At 60.4% G+C, this 21,767-nt stretch carries 22 protein-coding genes; 11 read left to right on the top strand and 11 right to left on the bottom strand.

Features of this window, described 5'->3' with window-relative positions:
* Nucleotides 1–31: 31 nt before the first annotated feature.
* Together BFW87_RS20415 and BFW87_RS20410 are read right to left on the bottom strand one after the other, a co-directional pair.
* Nucleotides 32–514, bottom strand: a complete 483-nt coding sequence (locus BFW87_RS20415) for a GAF domain-containing protein (protein ID WP_078741513.1) — start codon at nucleotides 512–514, stop codon at nucleotides 32–34.
* Complete coding sequence (locus tag BFW87_RS20410) at nucleotides 511–1,401, bottom strand: ATP-binding protein (RefSeq protein ID WP_078741512.1); 891 nt, start codon at nucleotides 1,399–1,401, stop codon at nucleotides 511–513. The genes BFW87_RS20415 and BFW87_RS20410 overlap by 4 nt, the downstream gene beginning before the upstream one ends.
* A 164-nt stretch (nucleotides 1,402–1,565) precedes the next feature.
* On the opposite strand from BFW87_RS20410, the gene BFW87_RS20405 reads away from it, so the two are divergent.
* A complete protein-coding gene (locus BFW87_RS20405) occupies nucleotides 1,566–3,875 on the top strand; it encodes a hybrid sensor histidine kinase/response regulator (RefSeq protein WP_078741588.1) in 2,310 nt (769 codons plus the stop codon).
* Here BFW87_RS20405 and BFW87_RS20400 read toward each other — a convergent pair.
* The 3 genes from BFW87_RS20400 to msrB form a co-directional block, all read right to left on the bottom strand.
* Entirely contained in the window at nucleotides 3,829–4,320 is a 492-nt protein-coding gene (locus tag BFW87_RS20400; RefSeq protein WP_078741511.1) for a MarR family winged helix-turn-helix transcriptional regulator, read from the bottom strand. The two genes, BFW87_RS20405 and BFW87_RS20400, sit on opposite strands and share 47 nt — an antisense overlap.
* Entirely contained in the window at nucleotides 4,317–4,802 is a 486-nt protein-coding gene (locus BFW87_RS20395) for a glutathione peroxidase (protein ID WP_078741510.1), read from the bottom strand. The genes BFW87_RS20400 and BFW87_RS20395 overlap by 4 nt, the downstream gene beginning before the upstream one ends.
* 201 nt (nucleotides 4,803–5,003) lie before the next feature.
* The gene (gene msrB / locus BFW87_RS20390) at nucleotides 5,004–5,396 is read right to left on the bottom strand and encodes a peptide-methionine (R)-S-oxide reductase MsrB (RefSeq protein WP_058411775.1); all 393 of its coding nucleotides are present in this window, start codon (nucleotides 5,394–5,396) and stop codon (nucleotides 5,004–5,006) included.
* Nucleotides 5,397–5,598: 202 nt separating this feature from the next.
* Here msrB and BFW87_RS20385 point away from each other — a divergent pair, with 202 nt between their 5' ends.
* Together BFW87_RS20385 and htpX are read left to right on the top strand one after the other, a co-directional pair.
* A complete protein-coding gene (locus tag BFW87_RS20385) occupies nucleotides 5,599–6,810 on the top strand; it encodes a pyridoxal phosphate-dependent aminotransferase (RefSeq protein WP_017734399.1) in 1,212 nt (403 codons plus the stop codon).
* 304 nt (nucleotides 6,811–7,114) lie between these two features.
* On the top strand, nucleotides 7,115–8,002 hold the full coding sequence (htpX, locus tag BFW87_RS20380) for a protease HtpX (protein WP_012723005.1): 888 nt from the start codon (nucleotides 7,115–7,117) through the stop codon (nucleotides 8,000–8,002).
* 173 nt (nucleotides 8,003–8,175) lie between these two features.
* Here htpX and BFW87_RS20375 read toward each other — a convergent pair whose 3' ends face one another.
* Entirely contained in the window at nucleotides 8,176–8,832 is a 657-nt protein-coding gene (locus BFW87_RS20375) for a thiopurine S-methyltransferase (RefSeq protein WP_078741509.1), read from the bottom strand.
* A 103-nt stretch (nucleotides 8,833–8,935) separates the two neighbouring features.
* On the opposite strand from BFW87_RS20375, the gene BFW87_RS20370 reads away from it, so the two are divergent.
* Nucleotides 8,936–9,703 (top strand): DODA-type extradiol aromatic ring-opening family dioxygenase, encoded by a 768-nt coding sequence (locus BFW87_RS20370; protein WP_078741508.1) that lies wholly within the window; start codon nucleotides 8,936–8,938, stop codon nucleotides 9,701–9,703.
* Nucleotides 9,704–9,886: 183 nt separating this feature from the next.
* On the opposite strand, the gene BFW87_RS20365 is transcribed toward BFW87_RS20370, so the two are convergent.
* Nucleotides 9,887–11,560 carry a DEAD/DEAH box helicase gene (locus tag BFW87_RS20365; RefSeq protein WP_017136163.1) on the bottom strand — a complete coding sequence of 558 codons (1,674 nt, stop codon included), beginning with the start codon at nucleotides 11,558–11,560 and terminating at the stop codon, nucleotides 9,887–9,889.
* Between the two features lie 422 nt (nucleotides 11,561–11,982).
* Here BFW87_RS20365 and BFW87_RS20355 point away from each other — a divergent pair, with 422 nt between their 5' ends.
* Nucleotides 11,983–12,774: a crotonase/enoyl-CoA hydratase family protein gene (locus tag BFW87_RS20355; RefSeq protein ID WP_078741507.1), complete on the top strand. Its 792-nt coding sequence runs from the start codon at nucleotides 11,983–11,985 to the stop codon at nucleotides 12,772–12,774.
* A gap of 117 nt (nucleotides 12,775–12,891) precedes the next feature.
* On the opposite strand, the gene BFW87_RS20350 is transcribed toward BFW87_RS20355, so the two are convergent.
* A complete protein-coding gene (locus BFW87_RS20350; protein ID WP_078741506.1) occupies nucleotides 12,892–13,647 on the bottom strand; it encodes a spermidine synthase in 756 nt (251 codons plus the stop codon).
* 124 nt (nucleotides 13,648–13,771) lie between these two features.
* Here BFW87_RS20350 and BFW87_RS20345 point away from each other — a divergent pair, with 124 nt between their 5' ends.
* A complete protein-coding gene (locus BFW87_RS20345; RefSeq protein ID WP_078741505.1) occupies nucleotides 13,772–15,118 on the top strand; it encodes a class II 3-deoxy-7-phosphoheptulonate synthase in 1,347 nt (448 codons plus the stop codon).
* Nucleotides 15,119–15,213: 95 nt separating this feature from the next.
* Here BFW87_RS20345 and BFW87_RS20340 read toward each other — a convergent pair whose 3' ends face one another.
* A complete protein-coding gene (locus tag BFW87_RS20340; RefSeq protein ID WP_078741504.1) occupies nucleotides 15,214–16,446 on the bottom strand; it encodes a winged helix-turn-helix domain-containing protein in 1,233 nt (410 codons plus the stop codon).
* Nucleotides 16,447–16,491: 45 nt separating this feature from the next.
* Entirely contained in the window at nucleotides 16,492–16,698 is a 207-nt protein-coding gene (locus tag BFW87_RS20335) for a DUF1127 domain-containing protein (RefSeq protein WP_176159789.1), read from the bottom strand.
* 70 nt (nucleotides 16,699–16,768) lie between these two features.
* Between BFW87_RS20335 and BFW87_RS20330 the strand changes: the two genes are divergently transcribed.
* A complete protein-coding gene (locus BFW87_RS20330; protein WP_078741503.1) occupies nucleotides 16,769–17,650 on the top strand; it encodes a LysR family transcriptional regulator in 882 nt (293 codons plus the stop codon).
* Here the strand turns inward: BFW87_RS20330 and BFW87_RS20325 are convergent.
* Nucleotides 17,640–18,389, bottom strand: coding sequence for a sulfite exporter TauE/SafE family protein (locus tag BFW87_RS20325; protein WP_078741502.1), 750 nt, complete (start codon nucleotides 18,387–18,389; stop codon nucleotides 17,640–17,642). The genes BFW87_RS20330 and BFW87_RS20325 overlap by 11 nt on opposite strands.
* Before the next feature lie 109 nt (nucleotides 18,390–18,498).
* Between BFW87_RS20325 and BFW87_RS20320 the strand changes: the two genes are divergently transcribed.
* The 4 genes from BFW87_RS20320 (at nucleotide 18,499) to BFW87_RS20305 (ending at nucleotide 21,704) form a co-directional block, all read left to right on the top strand.
* Nucleotides 18,499–19,449, top strand: coding sequence for a LysR family transcriptional regulator (locus BFW87_RS20320; RefSeq protein WP_078741501.1), 951 nt, complete (start codon nucleotides 18,499–18,501; stop codon nucleotides 19,447–19,449).
* Between the two features lie 79 nt (nucleotides 19,450–19,528).
* Nucleotides 19,529–19,981 (top strand): MarR family winged helix-turn-helix transcriptional regulator, encoded by a 453-nt coding sequence (locus BFW87_RS20315; protein ID WP_078741500.1) that lies wholly within the window; start codon nucleotides 19,529–19,531, stop codon nucleotides 19,979–19,981.
* A 259-nt stretch (nucleotides 19,982–20,240) separates the two neighbouring features.
* Nucleotides 20,241–20,660: an organic hydroperoxide resistance protein gene (locus BFW87_RS20310; protein WP_057710901.1), complete on the top strand. Its 420-nt coding sequence runs from the start codon at nucleotides 20,241–20,243 to the stop codon at nucleotides 20,658–20,660.
* 27 nt (nucleotides 20,661–20,687) lie between these two features.
* Nucleotides 20,688–21,704 (top strand): alpha/beta hydrolase, encoded by a 1,017-nt coding sequence (locus tag BFW87_RS20305; protein WP_078741499.1) that lies wholly within the window; start codon nucleotides 20,688–20,690, stop codon nucleotides 21,702–21,704.
* Nucleotides 21,705–21,767 lie beyond the last annotated feature (63 nt).

Below are 21,767 nucleotides of genomic sequence, written 5' to 3'. Positions count from 1 at the left end.
GAATACTTTCATTCGCCCCTGCAACAGTCGATCAGCAATCGGTCAAGCGCAGGAAAATCGCCGCCAGTTGCTCGATACCCGTCTGGTCTTGCGCGGTAAAGCGGGCCAGCGATGGGCTGTCCAGATCCAGCACGCCGATCAGTTGGCCATCCTTGACCAGCGGCACGACCAGTTCGCTGTTCGAGGCGCTGTCACAGGCGATGTGCCCGGGAAATGCGTGCACATCTTCAACCCGCTGGGTCTGCCGCGTTGCCGCCGCTGCGCCGCACACGCCACGGCCGAACGGAATGCGCACACAGGCGATCTGGCCCTGAAACGGGCCCAGCACCAGTTCTTCATCACGATTGAGGTAGAAGCCAGCCCAGTTAAGGTCGTCCAGCTGATTGAACAAAAACGCGGAGAATTGCGCGCTGTTGGCGATGAAGTCACGCTCATCAGCCAGCAGCGACTCCAACTGCGCACACAACAGGGCATAGCCATCCAGACCGGTGCCGGCCTGTTGTAAATCGATCATGCTTGACGCTCCAGCAATTTGAGACCCACCCAGTAACGGGCGAATTGATACGCGCAACGACCATTGCGATTGCCGCGCCCGGTGGACCAGCGGACGGCCAGGATGTCGAGCTGTTCATCGCGCTGCCACTGCAAACCCGCCTTGCTCGCCAGCTCGCCGATCCAGTGTTCCACCACGTCCAGGAAATGTTCCTGAGTGAACGGGTAGAACGACAGCCACAGGCCAAAGCGGTCCGACAGCGCAATTTTGTCCTCTACCGCTTCGCTCGGGTGCAGCTCGCCGTCCACACGTTTCCAGTTGTCGTTGTCGCTCTGGTTTTCCGGCACCAGGTGACGACGGTTGGAAGTGGCGTACAGCAGCACGTTTTCCGGCGCTTGTTCGAGCGAGCCATCCAGCACGCTCTTGAGCACGCGGTAGTCGCCCTCGCCCGCCTCGAACGACAGGTCATCACAAAACAGGATAAAGCGCTGCGGCAGCTTGAGCAGTTGCTCGACCACTCGCGGCAGGTCCGCCAGGTGATCGCGCTCGATCTCGATCAGGCGCAAACCGGCGTTGGCATGCTGGGCGAGCAAGGCGCGCACCATGGAGGATTTGCCGGTGCCGCGCGACCCCCACAGCAGCGCGTGGTTGGCGGGCAGGCCGTCAAGAAACTGTTGGGTGTTGCGGGCGAGTGTTTCAAGCTGTTTGTCCACGCCGATCAGGTCGGACAGACGCATGTCCAGGCTCACTTCCAGCGGCAGCAAAAAACCGCTGCGGCCTTCACGCTGCCAGCGAGCGGCCAGGCACTGGTTCCAGTCGATGGCCTGGCGCGGCGCAGGCAGCAAGGGTTCCAGGCGGGCGAGTACGGCGTCGGCGCGCTCAAGAAAGGCATTCAATCGAGAATCCACGATTATTCCTCTGGCAAGTTCTTGCAAAAGATGGCGTATTGGCAACCCTGCGGCAGACCGCACGAGGCTGCGTAAAAAATCGATTCATGCCGGGCAAGCCAGAGCCTGTGGATGTTCAGCTATGCTTGCCGGGCGAAGGGAAACGTGAAGTGGTTCAACACCCGATGGATATCAAGTTCGCCCACCGCTTGTCTTATAAACAAGCCAGATTGACTGTGCTGGTCGGTTTCGTGTTGGGAACCTTGCTCAGCCTGATCCAAATCGGCATTGATTATGCCAGTGAAGACGCATCCATCAACCGTGAAATCCGCTCGCTGATCGAAATCAGCCATAACCCTGCCTCGCGTATCGCTTACAACATCGATGCCGAACTCGCTCAGGAACTGACGTTGGGCCTGCTGCACTCCCCGGCAATTACCCGCGCGCAACTGGTCGACAACAATGGCGTGGTGCTGGCCGACGTCAATCGTCCGCGCAAGGAAAGCACCTACCGGCCCATCAGCGACTTTCTGTTTGGCGCCAACCGCGAGTTTGAAGACCATCTGTTTCTCAGCCACATGCCCAATGATGCCTTGGGTGTGCTGCGTCTCGACGTCGATACCTATGCCTTTGGCAGCCGTTTCCTGCACCGCGCCGAAATCACCCTGCTCAACGGTTTTACCCGCAGCTTGCTGCTGACCGGGATCCTGCTGGGCCTGTTCTACGTCATGCTGACCCAACCACTGGTGCGCATCATCCGCGCGCTGAGCACCAGCAAGCAGGCCCATCTGGACTGCCCGCCCGGGCATGAAAATGATGAAATCGGTGTGCTGGTGAGCGTCGCCAACCAGCAGTTCGAAAACATGGAGACCGAAATCCAACAGCGCCGCCACGCCGAAGACCGCCTCACCGAGTACCTGGGGCAACTGGAAGATATAGTCTCCGCGCGCACCCTTGAGCTCAAGGCCAGCAACAAACGCTTGATTCAGTCCAACGATGAGCTGGAAGCGGCCAAGATGACCGCGGTGGGCATGGCCCAGGCACGGGCGGCGTTTCTGGCCAACATGAGCCATGAAATCCGTACCCCGCTCAATGGCCTGCTGGGCATGATCGCGCTGTCGCTGGACAGCCCGCTGAATGCCGAGCAACGCCAGCAGCTGTCGATTGCCCATGACTCAGGCAAAGTGCTGGTGGAATTGCTCAACGATATCCTCGACCTGTCCAAATTCGACGCCGGCCAGCTGGAGCTGGAGAAAATCCCGTTCGACCTTGGCTCATTGGTGGAAGACACCGCCAACCTGTTGTCGCAGAACGCCGCGCCGAATGTTGAATTGACGTGCTTGATCGACCCGCTGTTTCCCGCCCAGGTGATCGGCGACCCTACCCGCGTCAGGCAAATCGTCAGCAACCTGCTGTCCAATGCGTTGAAGTTCACCCGTTTCGGCCGCGTCGACGTGCGTTTGAGCTCACATGAGGGCCGGGTAAACATTGAAGTGTGCGACACCGGAATCGGCATTGCCCAGGACGCCCAGGTCAAGATCTTCCAACCTTTCACCCAGGCCGGCGCGGGTATCACTCGCCAGTTTGGCGGCACGGGCCTGGGCCTGGCGCTGACGCATAACCTGTGCGAAGCGATGAAGGGCCGCCTGAGCATCAGCTCGGAAGTGGGCTTTGGCAGCCAATTCTGCGCGGACCTGCCATTGCCCACGCATTTGCCGGCGGTTCGGCAAGCACCACTGACAGGGAACGTTATCGCCATCACCAGCGCCGACAGCGGCCTGACAGAGCTGCTGAGCAGCTTGTTGCCCCATTGGGGCCTGACGCCTCAATGCTATGCCCGCGACGCAGACGTGAGCGGGCAAACGCCTGACCTGCTGATCACCGACTGCCCGGAGTGCCTGTTCCGCCTGCGCCCCACGATCAGCGCGCCGATTCTGCTGGTGACCGCCTATGGCAACTTTATGCCCAGCGAGGAAGTCGCCGCCCTCGGGCCCTTGCAGCAACAGGCCCGCCCCCTGAGCCGCAATGCGCTGTATCAGATATTGCAACGCAACCTGCGCAGCGATGAAGAGCTGGTCCTCGACACCCTCCAGATGGACGCTGCGCCCCTCATGCACCGTGCGCGCATCCTGTTGGTGGAGGACAATCCCGTGAACCAACTGGTGGCCAAGGGCATGCTCAGCAAGCTTGGTTGCGAAGTGATTGTGGCCGCCCATGGTGGCGAAGCGCTGAAGCTCCTTGAAGAGCAACGCTTCGACATGGTGTTGATGGACTGCAATATGCCGGTGATGGATGGCTACGAGGCCAGCCGGCAGATCCGTCGCAGCGGGCGCTGGCCGGACCTGCCCATCGTCGCCTTGACCGCCAACGCGCTGTCGGAAGAACGCGAGCGTTGCCGGGCGGCCGGGATGGATGATTATCTGGCCAAACCCTTTCGCCGCGAAGAACTTAAAGCCCTGCTGGACCTGTGGGTGTCGAAGACGACAAGCCTTTGATCTGCGCCAGCAACTGGTCCAGGCCATCACGCAAGGCATCGGCCTGATTGAGGTCGACGCCGCTGTCACAGAGCAGCCGGGTTTTCAAGCGGTGCGCTGCATCCTGAAGCTGTGCGCCTGCCTCGCTCAACCCCAGGTGCACTTCTCGTTCATCGCGCGCACTGCGCTGGCGCCGAACCCAGCCCAGTTGCTCAAGGCGTTTGAGTAACGGCGTGAGGGTGCCCGAATCGAGCATCAACCGCTCACCCAGGGCCTTGACCGTAGGTTGCGCCGGCGTAGCCACGTGCCACTCCCACAACACGAGCATCGCCAGGTATTGCGGATAGGTCAGGCCCAATTGATCGAGCATTGGCTTATAAGCGCGCGTGACCGCCCGCGAAGCGGCGTAAAGTTTAAAGCACAGCTGGTCGTCCAGGGCGAGAGAAACGGTGGGTGCGTCGGTCATTTGAGCAGGGCTTCGATCTCTTGGGTCAGGTCCTGAGGTTTGGTGGTCGGGGCGAAACGCTTGACCATCTGGCCATCGCGGCCGATCAGGAACTTGGTGAAATTCCACTTGATGCCCTTGGAACCCAGCAGGCCCGGAGCCTGTTTTTTTAGCTGCACGAACAAAGGGTGCGCATTGCCGCCGTTGACGTCGATCTTCTTGAACAGCGGAAAACTCACGCCAAAGTTCAGCTCGCAGAACTCGGAAATCGCACCTTCGTTACCCGGTTCCTGCTTGCCGAACTGATTGCAAGGAAAGCCCAGCACCACCAGGCCCTGATCCTTGTATTGCTGCCAGAGCTGTTCCAGACCTTTGTATTGCGGGGTGAAGCCACACTTGCTGGCGGTGTTGACCACCAAAATGGCCTTGCCGGCGAAGTCGGCCAAGGTCTTTTGCTCGCCCGTGATGGTGGTGCACGGGATGCTCAGCAGTTGGTCGCTCATGGCAGTGTCTCGAATCTGGAAGAAGAAGGAAGAAACATAGCTTGCAATTCAATTGTGCGCAATTGAATTGATCGCAATGATGATTCGTAATCGCTTCAAATGTGGGAGCCGGGCTTGCCCGCGATGCAGGCACCGCGCGCTCTCAGTCGCACCGGTTTGCCCGCATCGCAGGCAAGCCAGCTCCCACACAAGCCACCTGCCCTAGCGCGGGACGAGGTCCAGGCACACCGAATTGATGCAGTAACGCAGGCCGGTCGGCGGCGGGCCGTCCGGGAACACGTGCCCCAGGTGCGCATCGCACTTGGCGCAGGTGACTTCGGTGCGGATCATGCCGTGGCTGACGTCACGGATCTCGATCATCGCGCTGTCGGCGATGGGCGCGTAGAAGCTCGGCCAGCCGCAGCCGGAATCGAACTTGGTGGCCGAATCGAACAGCGCTTCGTTGCAGCAAATGCAGTGGTACACGCCGTCAGTCTTGGTGGCGTTGTACTTGCCGGAAAACGGGCGCTCGGTGCCCTTGAGACGACACACGTTGTATTGCTCTGGGTCGAGCATCGCTTTCCATTCATCAATGGTTTTCTGCAGCTTTTCCATCGGTACACCTCGGCAACTGAAAAACCCTGATCTGTGTCTTTTCCATGGATCAGGCGGCACGTATGATTGCGCCTCTTCAAAACGCCAGTCTGGCACCCGCGCTACCGGCATTCAAACGTATTTATGGGTGCGGGCCCCGCAGGTTTCGCAGTACGGTAGTGTCCACACCGTCTGGATCGTTCATTTTCAGGATCACATCGCCATGCAGGTCAGCAAATCGAACAAGCTCGCCAACGTCTGCTACGACATTCGCGGCCCGGTGCTCAAGCACGCCAAACGCCTGGAAGAGGAAGGCCATCGCATCCTCAAGTTGAACATTGGCAACCCGGCGCCCTTTGGTTTCGAAGCACCGGATGAAATCCTGCAAGACGTGATCCGCAACCTGCCGACCGCCCAGGGTTACAGCGACTCCAAAGGCCTGTTCAGCGCGCGCAAAGCTGTGATGCAGTACTACCAGCAGAAGCAGGTTGAAGGTGTCGGCATCGAAGACATCTACTTGGGCAACGGCGTGTCCGAGCTGATCGTGATGTCCATGCAGGCCCTGCTCAACAATGGCGACGAAGTGCTGGTGCCGGCGCCCGACTACCCGCTGTGGACCGCCGCCGTAACCCTGGCCGGCGGCCACCCGGTACATTACCTGTGTGACGAAGGCGCCGACTGGTTCCCGGACCTGGCCGACATCAAGGCCAAGATCACCCCGAACACCAAGGCGCTGGTGATCATCAACCCGAACAACCCGACCGGCGCCGTGTACTCCAAAGAAGTGCTGCTGGGCATGCTTGAACTGGCACGCCAGCACAACCTGGTGGTGTTCTCCGACGAGATCTACGACAAGATCCTCTACGACGACGCCGTGCACGTGTGCACCGCCTCCCTGGCGCCGGACCTGCTGTGCCTGACCTTCAACGGCCTGTCCAAGTCCTACCGCGTGGCGGGCTTTCGTTCCGGCTGGATCGCCATCTCCGGGCCCAAGCACAATGCCCAGAGCTACATCGAAGGCATCGACATGCTGGCCAACATGCGCCTGTGTGCCAACGTGCCGAGCCAGCACGCGATCCAGACCGCCCTCGGCGGCTACCAGAGCATCAATGACCTGGTATTGCCTCAGGGCCGCCTGCTGGAACAACGCAACCGCACGTGGGAATTGCTCAACGCAATCCCGGGCGTCAGCTGCGTGAAGCCCATGGGCGCGCTGTACGCCTTCCCACGGATCGACCCGAAAGTCTGCCCGATCTTCAACGACGAGAAGTTCGTGCTCGACCTGCTGCTGTCGGAAAAACTGCTGGTGGTGCAAGGAACCGCGTTCAACTGGCCGTGGCCGGATCACTTCCGCGTAGTGACTTTGCCGCGTGTGGATGACCTGGACATGGCCATTGGTCGCATCGGCAACTTCCTCAAGTCCTATCGCCAGTAACGAATGGTGCGCTGTACGGCCGGTATTTGGTCGTACAGCGAGTATCTGGCAACACTTCTCCACCCTTTACCCCTTCTCCTCTGTCGCGGCGCACCAAGGATCGGTCAGCCCCCTATAATTACGGGACGGCAAGGCGAGAATCCGGTGAAGCCTGTCGGCTTTCCAACTCGGAAATTCCCTTCAAGGCTCTACATTCCGGCTGTAGGACACAGTTTGAAATAGTCGCTCGGTTGAATCACCCCAACGCGCACCTTATATACCCCGCAGTACGCGACATATTAAGCATGAGGAGAACTCTACAACCATGATGCGCATCCTGCTGTTCTTGGCCACTAACCTGGCGGTCGTGCTGATTGCCAGCATCACCCTGAGCCTGTTCGGCTTCAACGGGTTCATGGCGGCCAACGGGGTCGATCTGAACCTCAATCAGCTGCTGGTTTTCTGTGCGGTCTTTGGTTTTGCCGGCTCGCTGTTCTCGCTGTTCATCTCCAAGTGGATGGCGAAGATGAGCACCAGCACCCAGGTCATCACCCAGCCACGCACCCGGCATGAGCAATGGTTGCTGCAAACCGTGGAGCAACTGTCCCGCGAAGCCGGCATCAAGATGCCTGAGGTCGGGATCTTCCCCGCCTATGAAGCCAACGCCTTCGCCACCGGCTGGAACAAGAACGACGCACTCGTTGCGGTAAGCCAGGGCATGCTGGAACGCTTCTCCTACGATGAAGTGAAGGCCGTGCTGGCCCACGAGATCGGCCACGTGGCCAACGGTGACATGGTCACCCTGGCGCTGGTACAGGGCGTGGTGAACACCTTTGTGATGTTCTTCGCGCGGATCATCGGCAACTTTGTCGACAAGGTGATCTTCAAAAACGAAGGCGGCCGCGGTATCGCCTACTTCGTGGCAACCATCTTCGCCGAAGTGGTGCTGGGCTTCCTGGCCAGTGCGATCACCATGTGGTTCTCGCGCAAACGCGAATTCCGCGCAGACGAAGCCGGCGCCCGCCTGGCCGGTACCGGGGCGATGATCGCAGCGCTGCAACACCTGCGCTCCGAACAGGGCCTGCCGGTGCACATGCCGGACAGCCTGACCGCCTTCGGCATCAACGGCGGCATCAAACAGGGCATGGCTCGCCTGTTCATGAGCCATCCGCCGCTGGAAGAGCGCATTGACGCGTTGCGTCGGCGCGGCTGATAGCTCAGCAGCGAGACTGGAAGGGGCGATCTGATCGCCCCTTTTTTTGCGGGTGCTGGAATTGTCATCGCGGGCAAGCCCGGCTCCCACATTGGCCGATGCCGTTCATAGACTGTGTGAACCCACAAAGATCCCTGTGGGAGCCGGGCTTGCCCGCGATGGCGGTGGCAGGTTCAGCGCTTTACCAACCGATACACACGCTCTTCCAGCCGAGTCACGCCGTCCTGCACAAACTTCCAGCTCTCGCCCAGGATGTCTTGCTCTTGCAGCACATTCAGAGCCCAGCGAGCCCCGAATAGCACCTTCACTTCCTCGTCCGTTACCGCAAACGGCGGGCCTGCCTTTTGCGTCTGGTCATAGTCGAGGGTAATCAACAGCCCTGTGCAGCCAGAACCCAGTAAGGTATTGAGATGCTCCGCGTACTGCGCTCGCATCAAGGGCGGCAAGGCGATCAGCGCAGCGCGGTCGTAGAGTGCGCTGCAACCGGCCACAGCATCAGCGTCCAAGGCGAAAAAATCCCCGCACCACAGTTCGATCAAGTCAGCCTGAAACACCTTGAACGCGCCTTGCCGGCTGATCCGTGGCACGAGCCCTTGCTCACTGAAAAACGCCTCTACCGCCTGCTCCGACAGCTCCACGCCCATCACGCGATGCCCCAGGCTGGCCAACCACATCAGGTCCAGGCTCTTGCCACACAAGGGCACCAGCACCTTGGCGCCTTCAACAAAGCCTGACTGCGGCCAGTGCCGTTGCAGGTAAGGGTTAACCTCAGGCAAATGAAAGCCGATCTGATTGCGCGCCCAACGCTCCTGCCAAAACTTAGGCTCCATAAATCACCCTGAAAATTCGATCAAAATGGGCTAAAACTTATATTAGATTTAGATCAATGATCTGATTGAAGATGGGCCCATGTTAACGCTCAGGACCCTACTTATGCTCCCTAGCCTCTATATATCCCACGGTTCGCCCATGCTGGCCCTGCAACCCGGCGCCAGCGGCCCGGCGCTGCAGCGCTTGGCGGCCGAGCTGCCACGCCCCACAGCGATTGTGGTGGTCTCCGCGCATTGGGAAAGCCAGGAATTGCTGGTCAGCGGCAGCCCCGCCCCGGAAACCTGGCACGACTTCGGCGGCTTTCCTCGCGAGCTGTTTGCCGTGCAATACCCGGCGCCGGGCGACCCGCAGCTGGCTGGCAACATTGTCGAACTGCTGCATGCCGATGGCTTGAATGCACGTATTGATGATCGCCGACCCTTTGACCACGGCACCTGGGTGCCGCTGTCGCTGATGTACCCGGCCGCGGATATTCCGGTGGTTCAGGTTTCCCTGCCCAGCCGCATGGGCCCGGCCCTGCAGACCCGCGTAGGCCACGCATTGGCCAGCCTGCGTGAAAAAGGCGTGCTGCTGATTGGCTCCGGCAGCATCACCCATAACCTGGGTGAACTGAACTGGCACGCCGGGCCTGAGAGCATCGAGCCTTGGGCGCGGGACTTCAGGGATTGGGTGGTGGACAAACTTGCCGCCAATGATGAAACGGCGCTGCACGATTATCGTCGCCAGGCGCCCCATGCCGTGCGCAGCCATCCCAGCGATGAGCATTTGTTGCCGCTGTACTTTGCGCGTGGCGCTGGGGGCGAGTTCAGCGTGGCGCACCAAGGGTTCACCATGGGCGCTCTCGGGATGGACATCTACCGTTTTGGCTAACGTGTGGGAGCTGGCTTGCCTGCGATTACGGTGTAACAGTGACAAATATGCTGACTGAACTACCGCCATCGCAGGCAAGCCAGCTCCCACAGTTGAGCGACTGCTGATCCAAAGAATCAGGCAAAAAAAATCCCCGAACATGTCGGGGATTTTTTATGTGGGATCAATCAGCCCAAGGGCGGATCAATCTTCGCGGTAGCGACGCAGCTTGAGCTGCTTACCGGCAACGCGAGTGTCTTTCAGCTTGGCCAGCAGTTTTTCCAGGCCATCTTCCGGCAGTTCCACCAGGGAGAAGCTGTCACGTACCTGGATACGACCGATCGCTTCACGTGCCAGGCCACCCTCGTTGAGGATAGCGCCCAGCAGGTTCTTGGCTGCAATACCGTCACGCGCGCCCAGCGCGGTACGGCAACGAGCACGGCCTTCAGCCAATGGAACCGGAGCGCGACGCTCACGATCACCACGGTCTGGACGGTCGCCAGTACGCTCTGGACGATCACCGCGTGGCGCGTTGTTCGGAACCAGTGGGCGTTCTTTCTCGATGGCTGCCAGGGTCAGGGCTTGACCGTTGGTCGCTTTGCGCAGCAGGGCCGCAGCCAAGGCACGCGGGGTGCAACCGATATCGGCGGTCAGGCGGTCCAGCAGGTCGCCGTGGGTCGATTCAGCGTCAGCCACCAGCGGCGACAGGCTGTTGGTCAGTTTCTTGATGCGGGCATCCAGAACAGCCTGAGCATCCGGCAGGCGGACTTCGGCAACTTTCTGACCGGTTACACGCTCGATCACTTGCAGCATGCGGCGCTCACGTGGAGTCACCAGCAGCAGTGCACGACCTTCGCGACCGGCACGGCCGGTACGGCCGATACGGTGAACGTAGGACTCTGGATCGTAAGGCATGTCAACGTTGAACACGTGAGTGATACGTGGAACGTCGAGGCCACGAGCGGCTACGTCGGTCGCTACAACGATGTCCAGACGGCCATCCTTGAGGGAGTCGATCACGCGCTCACGCTGGTTCTGGGCGATGTCACCGTTCAGCGCAGCAGCTTTGTAGCCTTTGGCTTCCAGGGCACTGGCCAGGTCCAGGGTCGCTTGCTTGGTGCGCACGAACATGATCAGGGCGTCGAAGTCTTCGACTTCCAGCAGGCTCAATACAGCCGAGGTCTTCTGGTCAGCGTGAACCAACAGGTGAGCCTGTTCGATCGCGGTAACGGTCTGAGTCTTGGTCTGGATCTTCACGTGTTGCGGATCGCGCAGGTGGCGTTCGGCAATGGCACGGATCGACTGTGGCAGAGTGGCCGAGAACAGCACGGTCTGACGGGTTGGTGGCAAAGCCTTGAAGATGACTTCCAGGTCATCCATGAAGCCCAGCTTCAACATTTCGTCAGCTTCGTCGAGAACCAGGTGGTTCACGGTCGACAGCACTTTTTCGTCGCGACGCAGGTGGTCGCACAGACGGCCCGGGGTGGCGACAACGATCTGTGCGCCGTTACGGATTGCTTTCAGTTGTGGGCCCATAGGCGCGCCGCCGTAAACGGCCACAACGGTTACGCCCGGCATTTGCTTGGCGTAGGTTTCAAAAGCGGTTGCTACTTGCAGCGCCAACTCTCGGGTTGGCGCCAGGATCAGGGCTTGCGGCTCGCGCTTGGCAGGATCGATGCAGTGCAGGATTGGCAGAGCGAACGCGGCGGTTTTACCGGTACCGGTTTGCGCCTGGCCAATCATGTCTTGGCCGGCCATGATGATCGGGATCGATTGCTGCTGAATAGCCGAAGGTTCTTCGTAGCCAGTCGCGATGACGGCAGCAAGAATGTTCGGGTTAAGATTAAAAGCGGCGAAGCCGCCGGTTTCCTGGGTCATGGGTCTGCCTCTAAGTGCATCCGCAAAGACCCATGCTCCAAAGCTGCGCATGCCGTGTTGAGACTCAAGAGTCGCCCTGGCTGCTTTGTCGGCGGGGATTTGCGAAAACGAATGAATGAAAAAGATTCGTCAAGGGAGAGTCCGCTGTGCGGACGTGCAGCCGAAGCTGACTTCGGGGAATTGCGCTACCTAAACGCGGCCCGGTTAAAGGCCGGCGCGCACTATACCGGAAATACCTGAAAAAGGGAGCTTTTTTTATCGGAAAACACTGATAAACCGCGCTGGATCACAGTCTTTGCAGATAACTCGCGCAGGGTCTATTTTTCAAAGGCCCGGCCATGTGGGTCATGAAGCTTAAACGGTTCACCTATCGATCAAGACCTTTGGTCTGAAACCCCAACCCGCGCCCGAGGGCACACTCGATGAATCAAGCCAGCAGCAGTCGCGTCAGTCGTGAATTACAGGGCCATGTCTTGCTGCTGGGCCTGGACCGGGTCGCCAAGCGCAACGCCTTTGATCTGGATTTGCTCAATGAGCTGAGCCTGGCCTATGGCGAATTTGATCGAAACGACGACGCGCGGGTTGCCGTGGTGTTTGCCCACGGTGACCACTTCACCGCCGGGCTGGACCTGGCCAATGTCAGCAGCGTGATGTCGGGAGGCTGGCAACCGCCGCTGGGCGGCTGCGATCCGTGGGGCGTGTTCGCCGGTCCCAGGGTCAGCAAACCGGTCATTGTGGCGGCCAAGGGTTACTGCCTGACCATCGGTATCGAATTGATGCTGGCGGCGGATATCAATATTTGTGCGAGCAACACGCGCTTTGCGCAGATGGAAGTGCAGCGCGGGATCTTTCCCTTTGGCGGCGCGACGTTGCGCTTTCACCAGATCGCCGGCTGGGGCAATGCCATGCGTTGGTTGCTCACGGGTGATGAGTTTGATGCTCATGAAGCCTTGCGCCTGGGTTTGGTTCAGGAAGTCATGGCCAGTGAGGATCTGCTGCCGCGCGCGATTGAACTGGCCAGCCGCATCGCGCGGCAGGCGCCGCTGGGGGTTCAGGCGACCTTGATGTCGGCGCGTCAGGCGCGCATGGAAGGTGAGGCCGTCGCGGCGGCGGGGTTGCAGGTGGTGGTGGAGAAATTGTTGAACAGTGAGGATGCCAAAGAAGGTGTGCGGGCGATGGTTGAGAAGCGGCCGGGGGTGTTCAAGGGGATTTGAGTGGGCTGTGCGGGCCTCATCGCGGGCAAGCCCGCTCCCACATTTGAAATGCATTTTCCTGTCGAATGCATTCCCCTGTGGGAGCGGGCTTGCCCGCGATGGCGTCAGAACAGGCAACTAAGTCGCCGGCCGGATGGCCTTGATCAACTCCTGCAACGAATACCCCAACCGCGGCGCCAAAGCCTCGGCGCGGGCCGACAGCGCATCAATATCCAGCACCTGATCCAGCTCCGAAGGCACCAACAGAATCACGTTGCCCTCCTTCACCGGCAATTCCCAGTAATGCCGGTGATACAAACCACGCAACAACGCCGCCCCCAAAGGTTTTCCATCGTCGGTCGCCCACTGGTTGATCACCAGCCAGCCACCCGGGTTGAGCTTCTTCTGGCAGTTCTCCAGAAACGTCCAGGCCAGGTGCCCGACGCCTGGGCCGACGTCCGTATAGAGATCGACGAAAATCAGATCGGCCGACTCGGCGGTGTCCAGCAATTGCAGGGCGTCGCCGATGCGAATGTACAAGCGCGGGTCGTCATCCAGCCCCAGATATTCGATGGCCAGGCGCGGCACATCGGGCCGCAGCTCGATGGCTTCGACGTCTTCCAGCGGCAGAAACTTGAGGCACGCCTGGGTCAGCGTGCCGGCACCCAGCCCGAGGAACAGCGCGCTTTCCGGCTGCTCATGGCACAACGCACCAATCAGCATGGCGCGGGTGTAGTCGTACTCCAGCCAGCTCGGGTCGGCGGTGAACACGCAGCTTTGCTCGATGGCGTCGCCAAATTCGAGAAAACGGTAATCGGCCACTTCGAGCACGCGGATCATGCCGAAGTCATCGTGGACCTCAGCCAGCAGGCGCTCGACACGCTCTTCGGTCATCACTACTCCTAAAGGGTTTGGCGCAGGGCAAAGGCGCGATTGTCGGCCAACCGGCGGCAACAGGTCACGCACTAATTGCTGATAACATTGGCGCCCGACCGTCAATCAACCTATCGAGTTCATGATGAGCCAACCCTGGAGCCCCGACAGCTGGCGCGCCCTGCCGATCCAGCAACAACCCCAGTACCCGGACGCTGCGCATTTGCTGCAGGTTGAGCAGAACCTGGCCAGCTACCCGCCGCTGGTGTTTGCCGGGGAAGCCCGCGAGTTGCGTCGTCAGTTTGCCGAAGTGACCCAGGGCCGCGCGTTCCTGCTGCAAGGCGGCGACTGCGCCGAGAGCTTTGCCGAGTTCTCCGCCGCAAAAATCCGCGACACCTTCAAGGTGCTGCTGCAGATGGCCATTGTGATGACCTTCGCCGCTGGCTGCCCAGTGGTCAAAGTCGGGCGCATGGCCGGCCAGTTCGCCAAGCCGCGCTCAGCCAACGATGAAACCATCGACGGCGTGACCCTGCCCGCCTACCGTGGCGACATCGTCAACGGCATCGGCTTCGACCTGAAAAGCCGCGTGCCGGACCCGGACCGTCTGTTGCAGTCCTACCACCAGTCCACCGCGACCCTTAACCTGCTGCGCGCCTTTGCCCAGGGCGGTTTTGCCGACCTGCATCAAGTGCACAAGTGGAACCTGGACTTCATCGCCAACTCCGCGCTGGCCGAAAAATACAGCCAACTGGCAGACCGCATCGACGAAACCCTGGCCTTCATGCGCGCGTGCGGCATGGACAGCTCGCCGCAACTGCGCGAGACCAGCTTCTTCACCGCCCACGAAGCACTGCTGCTGAACTATGAGCAAGCCTTCGTGCGCCGCGACAGCCTGACCAACGACTACTACGACTGCTCGGCCCACATGCTGTGGATCGGCGACCGTACCCGTCAGCTCGATGGTGCTCACGTCGAGTTCCTGCGCGGCGTGAACAACCCGATCGGGGTCAAAGTCGGCCCAAGCATGAACCCCGACGACCTGATCCGCCTGATCGACATTCTCAACCCGGACAACGACCCTGGCCGCCTCAACCTGATCGCGCGCATGGGCGCCGGCAAGGTCGGCGATCACCTGCCCGGCCTGATCCGCGCGGTGCAGCGCGAGGGCAAGCAGGTGTTGTGGAGTTCGGACCCGATGCACGGCAACACCATCAAGGCCAGCAGCGGCTACAAGACCCGCGACTTTGCGCAGATCCTGGGCGAAGTGAAGGAGTTCTTCCAGGTGCATCAGGCCGAAGGCAGCTACGCCGGCGGGATTCATATCGAGATGACCGGGCAGAACGTCACCGAATGCATCGGCGGCGCGCGGCCGATTACGGAAGATGGTTTGTCGGACCGTTACCACACCCATTGCGACCCGCGGATGAATGCCGATCAGTCGCTGGAGTTGGCGTTTTTGATTGCCGAGACCTTGAAACAGGTCAAACGCTGAGGGTTTAGTTGTCTGGGCTGACCCCATCGCGGGCAAGCCCGCTCCCACAGTTGACCGCATACTCCTGTGGGAGCGGGCTTGCCCGCGATGAGGCCCTAAAGACCACTATCCATGTGAGTCATTGCCACCCTTAACCGGTCAGCACTCGGCCGCTGGCAATTGAGCTGTACCTGCTCAAGCCCCAGCCAACTGGCCATCCGCACCAAGCTCAACGCCAACGCCTGCATCCCCTCCTCATCCAGCCCTGGCTCCTCTTCATACACCGCATGCACCGCCAACCGCCCATTCGCACGCTCGGCGCGTAAATCCACGCGCGCGGCAATCCGTTCATTGTGCAAAAACGGCAGCACGTAATAGCCGTACACCCGCTTGTCTTGCGGGGTGTAGATCTCCAGCCGATAACGAAAATCGAACAGCCGCTCGGTACGGCTGCGCTCCCAGATCAACGAATCAAACGGCGACAGCAACGCACTGGCTGGCACCTTGCGTGGCACTTTTGGATCGGGCAGGCAGAACGCCGGCGCTTTCCAGCCCTGCACCTGGCACGTCAGCAATTGGCCGCCCTCAACCAATTCGGCAAGGCGGTTTCGGCTGTCAGCAGGGTCGAGCCGGAAGTAATCGCGCAGGTCTTTTTCGGTAGCCACGCCCAACGCTGTCGCACTGTGCAACAGCAAACCACGCTGGGCCTCGGCTTCGCTCAATGAGGTCTGTTGAAGGATCTCGTCAGGAATGACTCGCTCCGGCAAATCATAAAGCCGCTCAAACCCACGCCGCCCCGCGACGGTGACCAAGCCAGCGGCAAACAGCCACTCCAACGCGTGCTTTTCATCACTCCAGTCCCACCAAGGCCCTGCGCGTTCTTCGCGGGTGGACAAACTCCCCGCGCCCAACGCCCCCTGCTGCTCGACGGTCTGCAATACGCGCTGAATCGTGGCCTGTTGCTCGCGGCCAAAGCGCGCCATCTGCGAATAAATTCCCTGGCCCCTCTTTGCCCTTTCCATGCGCCAGCGCATCAACGGGTACAACGCCAGAGGCAATAACGAGGCCTCGTGCCCCCAATATTCAAACAATGCACGCCGCCGGCCCTGACTCCAGGCCGCCTGTTCAAGAATCAAAGGGGAGTAATTACCGAGACGGGAAAACAACGGCAGGTAATGCGAGCGCACCACGGCATTGACCGAATCGATCTGCAACACGCCGAGGCGTTCAATCAACCGGTTGAGTTGCGCAGCCTTGACCAGCGCAGGCGGCTGACGCCCGGAAAACCCCTGGGCCGCCAGCGCCATGCGTCGTGCTTGTTTGACTGAAAAAGACAGGTCGGCGGGCATGAGTTTCTCCGTAAGGGCGCGCCGACCACCCTACCCCATCACGGGTCATTTTCGCAGCGGGTCTTGCCAGAAATGCTGGTGGCGTTCTTGCTCGACATCGCCTCGGTTGAGCCCGATATCCTTCAGCGCCTCATCACTCAAACTCGCCAGCAACTGGCGCTCATGATGCAGTGTCTGCCAACGGGCAATTGTGTGAAACAGCCCGGAAAACGGGCGTTTCGCCAACAACACAAAACCTTTCTGACCTTTCATCTTCTCGCCCTCCAGTGGGGATGACGCGAGTGTGTGCCCTGCCTTATGATCAATCCAACGAATGTTTCTTATGCAATACATCTCGGAGATTGATCAATTGTCTGGCTACCCGAGCATTGATACAGAAGTGCTGCGCACCTTCGTCGCCATCGCCGATCTGGGCGGTTTTACTCGTGCTGGTGAAGTGGTCAACCGCACCCAATCAGCGGTGAGCATGCAGATGAAGCGCCTGGAAGAAGACGTGCTGCAGCGCAAGCTGTTTGAACGTGACGGGCGCCAGGTTCGACTGACACCCGAGGGCCAGGTGCTGCTGGGGTATGCGCGGCGCATCCTGAAACTGCACAGTGAGGTCTTTAATACCCTGCGCGAGCCGCATATGGTCGGGCTGGTGCGCATCGGCACGCCGGATGATTACGTGATGCGGTTTTTGCCGGGGATTCTCAAGCGGTTTTCCAAAGCCTACCCGCTGATCCAGATCGAAATGCATTGCGAGTCGTCACGGGAGTTGATGCAGCGCCGAGACCTGGCGTTGACGGTGATCAGCCGTGAGCCGGGGGTTGAAGTCGGCGAATTGTTGCGCACCGAGCGCATGGTGTGGGTAGCGTCACCCTGTTTTTGTTTAGACGAGCACGATGTCCTGCCTCTGGCAGTTTCCGGCGTAGAAAGCTATTGCAGCCAGTGGACACGCGCGGCACTGGATGCAGCTGGGCGGGACTATCGCTTGGCGTATCACAGCTCCAACGTGGCGGCGATCCAGGCGGTCGTCAGTTCCGGCTTGGCGATTATGGCCAGCATGGAAAGCCTGGTGACCGAAGACTTGCGCGTACTCGGGAGCGCCGAAGGTTTTCCGCCACTGCCGTCGATGAACCTGCGCTTGTTGCGTAACCCGACAATGAAGTCGCCGATTACCGATTGCCTGGCCGAATACATCCTCGAAGGCTTCAGACTTTAAACGTCAACATCACCGCACAGATCGCCAGAAAGCCACAGAACAGGCCACGCAGAACACGCTCCGGCAATGCATGAGCGACTTTTACGCCCCAACTGATACTCAGCAGGCCGCCGACAGCCAGGGGCACGCCGATCATCCAGTCCACTTCGTGGTGCCAGGCGTAGGTGACCAGGGTCACACTGGTGCTGGGCAGCGCCAACGCCAGGGAAAGGCCTTGAGCAACCACTTGAGTGGTGCCGAACAGGCTGGTCAACACCGGCGTGGCAACCACTGCTCCGCCTACGCCAAACAGGCCGCCCATAGAGCCGGACGCCGCCCCCAGCACCCCAAGCCATGGCCAGGAATAGCGCATCTCGGCCGTCGGCGGTGCATTGCGAGTGAACATGCGCAGCAGGTTGTAGGCCGACAGCACCAGCAGAAACGCGATAAAGCCGACGCGCATCGCACCTGCGTCCAGGCCCACCGCCCAGATCGAGCCGAGCCAGGCAAAGCTGAACCCCATGACGCCGAGCGGCAACGCGTGGCGCAATTCGATGCGGTTGCGCTGGTGGTAACGCCACAGGGCCAACATCACATTGGGCACCACCATCACCAAGGCTGTGCCCTGGGCGAGTTGCTGGTCCAGGCCGCACAGTACGCCGAGCACGGGGATGGCGATCAGCCCGCCACCGATACCAAACAGGCCGCCCACAGTGCCCAAAGCCACGCCCATTATCAGGTACATCACTAAATCCAACACCGCGCGTCACTCCACAAAGCCCAGGCGTCACATGCTACGCAGTCGGCTCTGGCGCGGAAACGCACAGCAACGCACAATGGCTGTGCCAATCTCGCATAAGCGTCCGCTCATGAACCCAAATGCCCTGACCGATCAGCTCGGCCTGTTTCTGGATGTATTGGAGACCGGCAGTTTCTCCGCCGCCGCGCGGCGCCATCCGCTGACCCCTTCGGCGGTGGCCCGGCGTATCGACAGCCTGGAAAGCTCGGTGGGCAGCCGCCTATTTCAGCGCAGCACCCACGCGGTAGTGCCCACTCCGGCAGGTTTGGCGTTTGCCGAACGGGCGCGGCGGATCGTCAGCGAACTGCAATTGGCGCGCGCCGAGGCCGTATCCCTCAGCCATGCGCCGGAAGGCCTGATTCGCGTGGACGCGCCGGCGGCCTTTGGTCGGCGGCACCTGGCACCGGTCATTGCCGACTTTTTGAATGTGTACCCGGGGCTGGATGTGCACCTGCATTTGATCGACAGCTTCGTGGATATGCAGGGCGCGCACCTGGGCAAAGTCGATCTGGTGCTGCGCGCCGGGCATATCGTCGACACCCGCCTGATCGCCACACCCCTGGCGAGTATTGTGCGCATCGCCTGCGCCAGCCCGGCTTACTTGAAAAGCCGGGGCACGCCGACTCATCCCCGTGAACTGAGCGAACACGACGGCCTGGACTGGGACGGCATCGCGCCGATGTTCGCCTGGCGCTTCGAGCTGGACGGGCGCCGCGCCACCTATCGACCGCAACGCATCCGCATGAGCGCGAACAACGCCGAAGCCTTGCTCTCGGGCGCACTCGCCGGCTTGGGCATCGCGCATTTGCCCACGTGGCTGGCCAGTGAATACCTGGTACGTGGCGAGCTGATGCCGCTGTTCTGCGAAGACGGCTTGCCCAGCCCGGAAACCAGCGGCATCTACGCGCTGCGCCTGGAACAACAGGCCAATGCGCGCAGCCGCCTGCTGCTGGAGTACCTGAAATCACGTTTTAGCCCGATACCCCCATGGGATCTGGCGCTGCAAAGCGGTTTGGTCTGACTCGCCGACAGAATTATCTGGCGCATTAAAGGTTTGCCCGCTAGATTCCAGCCAAGACACGCTTTTTCGAGGTACTGCCATGAGCAAAAACCCTGACCCGTGCGAATCCCTGATGCTGGACAACCAGCTGTGCTTCGCCCTGCATTCCACCTCGCTGCTGATGACCAAGGTTTACAAGCCCCTGCTGCAAGCGCTCGGCCTGACCTACCCGCAATACCTGGCGATGATGGTGTTGTGGGAAGAGGATGGTTTGACCGTCGGAGAAATCAGCAGCCGATTGCTCACCGACCCCGGCTCGCTGACCCCACTGCTCAAACGCCTGGAAGTCGAGGGCCTGCTCAGCCGCACCCGCAGCCGTGAAGATGAACGCGTGGTGGTGGTGGAGCTTACCGCTGCTGGCCGCGCGCTGCAGGACAAGGCCATGGGTATTCCGCAGTGCATTCTCGGAGCCAGCGGCCTGGAACTGGAGCAGTTGCGCAAGCTGCAAGGCGACCTGATCGCGCTTCGCGCCAACTTGCAGTCCAACATCTGACGCAGTACCCCCGCGTACAGATATCTAACATGTGGGAGCTGGCTTGCCTGCGATAGCGTCACCTCGGTTTGAGTGGTCGACCGAGGTGTCTGCATCGCAGGCAAGCCAGCTCCCACATTGCTTTGTGGAAGGCCAGGAAATCCGCCAGCAAAATAATTTGTAAATTTATCTTGCGCGCTAAACATTAGCGCTATACATTCATCTCACCAACTACTTAGCGCGCAAATGTTTAGCGCTAACAACCCAAGAGGAAAACGCCATGCAAACTCTCTATACCGCAGTAGCCACCGCCACCGGCGGCCGTGATGGTCGTGCTGTTTCCAGCGACAACATCCTCGACGTCAAGCTCTCCACCCCCAAAGAACTCGGCGGCGCCGGTGGCCAGGCAACCAACCCGGAACAACTGTTCGCCGCCGGTTACTCGGCCTGCTTTATCGGCGCCCTGAAATTCGTCGCCAGCCAGACCAAACGCAAAATCCCGGATGACGCTTCGATCACAGCCCACGTGGGTATCGGTCAAATCCCCGGCGGTTTCGGTCTGGACATCGACCTGAACATCAGCCTGCCGGGCCTGGCCCAGGACGACGCGCAAAGCCTGGTCGACGCCGCTCACCAAGTCTGCCCATACTCGAACGCCACCCGTGGCAACGTTGATGTGCGCCTGCACGTGACCGTCTGATGCCCTCTGCCGCCCCTGGAGAACACAATGAACACAATTGGTAAAGCACTCACCGGCACCCTGCTCGCCCTGTCCATCAGCAACGCCTTCGCCGCTACCGGCGATGTCGAGCACACCACCCAGGCTTTTCTGGATGTGCTGAACGCCGGTACCGGCAAGCCGATGGAACAACTGACACCAAAAGACGCGCGTGCAGTTTTGACCGGCGCTCAGGCTGGCGTGAAGCTGACCCTGCCAGCGGCTGATGTCAGCCAGAAGACCATTGAGGTCGATGGCAAGCCACTGAACCTGACCATCGTGCGTCCGGCCGGGGTCAAGGGCACATTGCCAGTGTTCATGTTCTTCCACGGCGGCGGCTGGGTGCTCGGGGATTACCCGACACACGAACGTCTGGTACGGGATTTAGTGGTGGGTTCAGGCGCGGCGGCGGTGTTCGTCAACTACACGCCATCGCCGGAAGCGCGTTACCCGGTGGCGATCAACCAGGCCTACGGCGCCACCAAATGGGTGGCCGAGCATGGCCAAGAGATCAATGTCGATGGCAAGCGTCTGGCAGTAGCGGGCAACAGTGTCGGCGGCAACATGGCGGCGGTAGTAAGCCTGATGGCCAAGGACAAGGGCACGCCGGCGATCAAATTCCAGCTGCTGCTGTGGCCGGTGACTGACGCGAACTTCGACACAGGCTCCTACAACCAGTTTGCTGAGGGGCACTTCCTCACCAGAAACATGATGAAGTGGTTCTGGGACAACTACACCACCGACGCCAAGCAGCGCGCCGAGATCTACGCCTCGCCGCTGCGGGCTACAACCGATCAGTTGAAAGGCTTGCCACCTGCGCTGATTCAGACGGCCGGCTCCGACGTGCTGCGCGATGAAGGCGAGGCGTATGCCCGCAAACTGGACGCCGCCGGTGTACCGGTAACCGCAGTGCGCTACAACGGCATGATCCACGACTACGGTTTGCTCAACGTGGTCAGCCAGGTACCCGAGGTACGTTCGGCCCTGTTGCAGGCCTCGCAGGAACTGAAACAACACTTGAAGTAAAACGCAGCGCCCACAAAAAAGCCCGACGCATGGTCGGGCTTTTTCATTCGTACGGTTTGGCCA

The organism is Pseudomonas fluorescens (assembly GCF_002022275.1).
Classification (GTDB): domain Bacteria; phylum Pseudomonadota; class Gammaproteobacteria; order Pseudomonadales; family Pseudomonadaceae; genus Aquipseudomonas; species Aquipseudomonas fluorescens_AJ.
This window is presented reverse-complemented; position numbering and strand designations above follow the sequence as displayed.

Excerpts from the sequence above, each read along its gene's own strand:
- BFW87_RS20385 (WP_017734399.1), top strand. The coding sequence starts at position 5,599 with ATGCAGGTCAGCAAATCGAACAAGCTCGCCAACGTCTGCTACGACATT.
- BFW87_RS20375 (WP_078741509.1), bottom strand. The coding sequence starts at position 8,832 with ATGGAGCCTAAGTTTTGGCAGGAGCGTTGGGCGCGCAATCAGATCGGC.
- BFW87_RS20320 (WP_078741501.1), top strand. The coding sequence starts at position 18,499 with ATGAACCCAAATGCCCTGACCGATCAGCTCGGCCTGTTTCTGGATGTA.
- BFW87_RS20370 (WP_078741508.1), top strand. The coding sequence starts at position 8,936 with ATGCTCCCTAGCCTCTATATATCCCACGGTTCGCCCATGCTGGCCCTG.
- BFW87_RS20310 (WP_057710901.1), top strand. The coding sequence starts at position 20,241 with ATGCAAACTCTCTATACCGCAGTAGCCACCGCCACCGGCGGCCGTGAT.
- BFW87_RS20335 (WP_176159789.1), bottom strand. The coding sequence starts at position 16,698 with ATGAAAGGTCAGAAAGGTTTTGTGTTGTTGGCGAAACGCCCGTTTTCC.
- BFW87_RS20415 (WP_078741513.1), bottom strand. The coding sequence starts at position 514 with ATGATCGATTTACAACAGGCCGGCACCGGTCTGGATGGCTATGCCCTG.
- BFW87_RS20305 (WP_078741499.1), top strand. The coding sequence starts at position 20,688 with ATGAACACAATTGGTAAAGCACTCACCGGCACCCTGCTCGCCCTGTCC.
- BFW87_RS20400 (WP_078741511.1), bottom strand. The coding sequence starts at position 4,320 with ATGACCGACGCACCCACCGTTTCTCTCGCCCTGGACGACCAGCTGTGC.
- BFW87_RS20345 (WP_078741505.1), top strand. The coding sequence starts at position 13,772 with ATGAGCCAACCCTGGAGCCCCGACAGCTGGCGCGCCCTGCCGATCCAG.
- BFW87_RS20330 (WP_078741503.1), top strand. The coding sequence starts at position 16,769 with ATGCAATACATCTCGGAGATTGATCAATTGTCTGGCTACCCGAGCATT.
- BFW87_RS20405 (WP_078741588.1), top strand. The coding sequence starts at position 1,566 with ATGGATATCAAGTTCGCCCACCGCTTGTCTTATAAACAAGCCAGATTG.
- BFW87_RS20355 (WP_078741507.1), top strand. The coding sequence starts at position 11,983 with ATGAATCAAGCCAGCAGCAGTCGCGTCAGTCGTGAATTACAGGGCCAT.
- BFW87_RS20365 (WP_017136163.1), bottom strand. The coding sequence starts at position 11,560 with ATGACCCAGGAAACCGGCGGCTTCGCCGCTTTTAATCTTAACCCGAAC.
- BFW87_RS20315 (WP_078741500.1), top strand. The coding sequence starts at position 19,529 with ATGAGCAAAAACCCTGACCCGTGCGAATCCCTGATGCTGGACAACCAG.
- BFW87_RS20340 (WP_078741504.1), bottom strand. The coding sequence starts at position 16,446 with ATGCCCGCCGACCTGTCTTTTTCAGTCAAACAAGCACGACGCATGGCG.
- htpX (WP_012723005.1), top strand. The coding sequence starts at position 7,115 with ATGATGCGCATCCTGCTGTTCTTGGCCACTAACCTGGCGGTCGTGCTG.
- BFW87_RS20350 (WP_078741506.1), bottom strand. The coding sequence starts at position 13,647 with ATGACCGAAGAGCGTGTCGAGCGCCTGCTGGCTGAGGTCCACGATGAC.
- msrB (WP_058411775.1), bottom strand. The coding sequence starts at position 5,396 with ATGGAAAAGCTGCAGAAAACCATTGATGAATGGAAAGCGATGCTCGAC.
- BFW87_RS20395 (WP_078741510.1), bottom strand. The coding sequence starts at position 4,802 with ATGAGCGACCAACTGCTGAGCATCCCGTGCACCACCATCACGGGCGAG.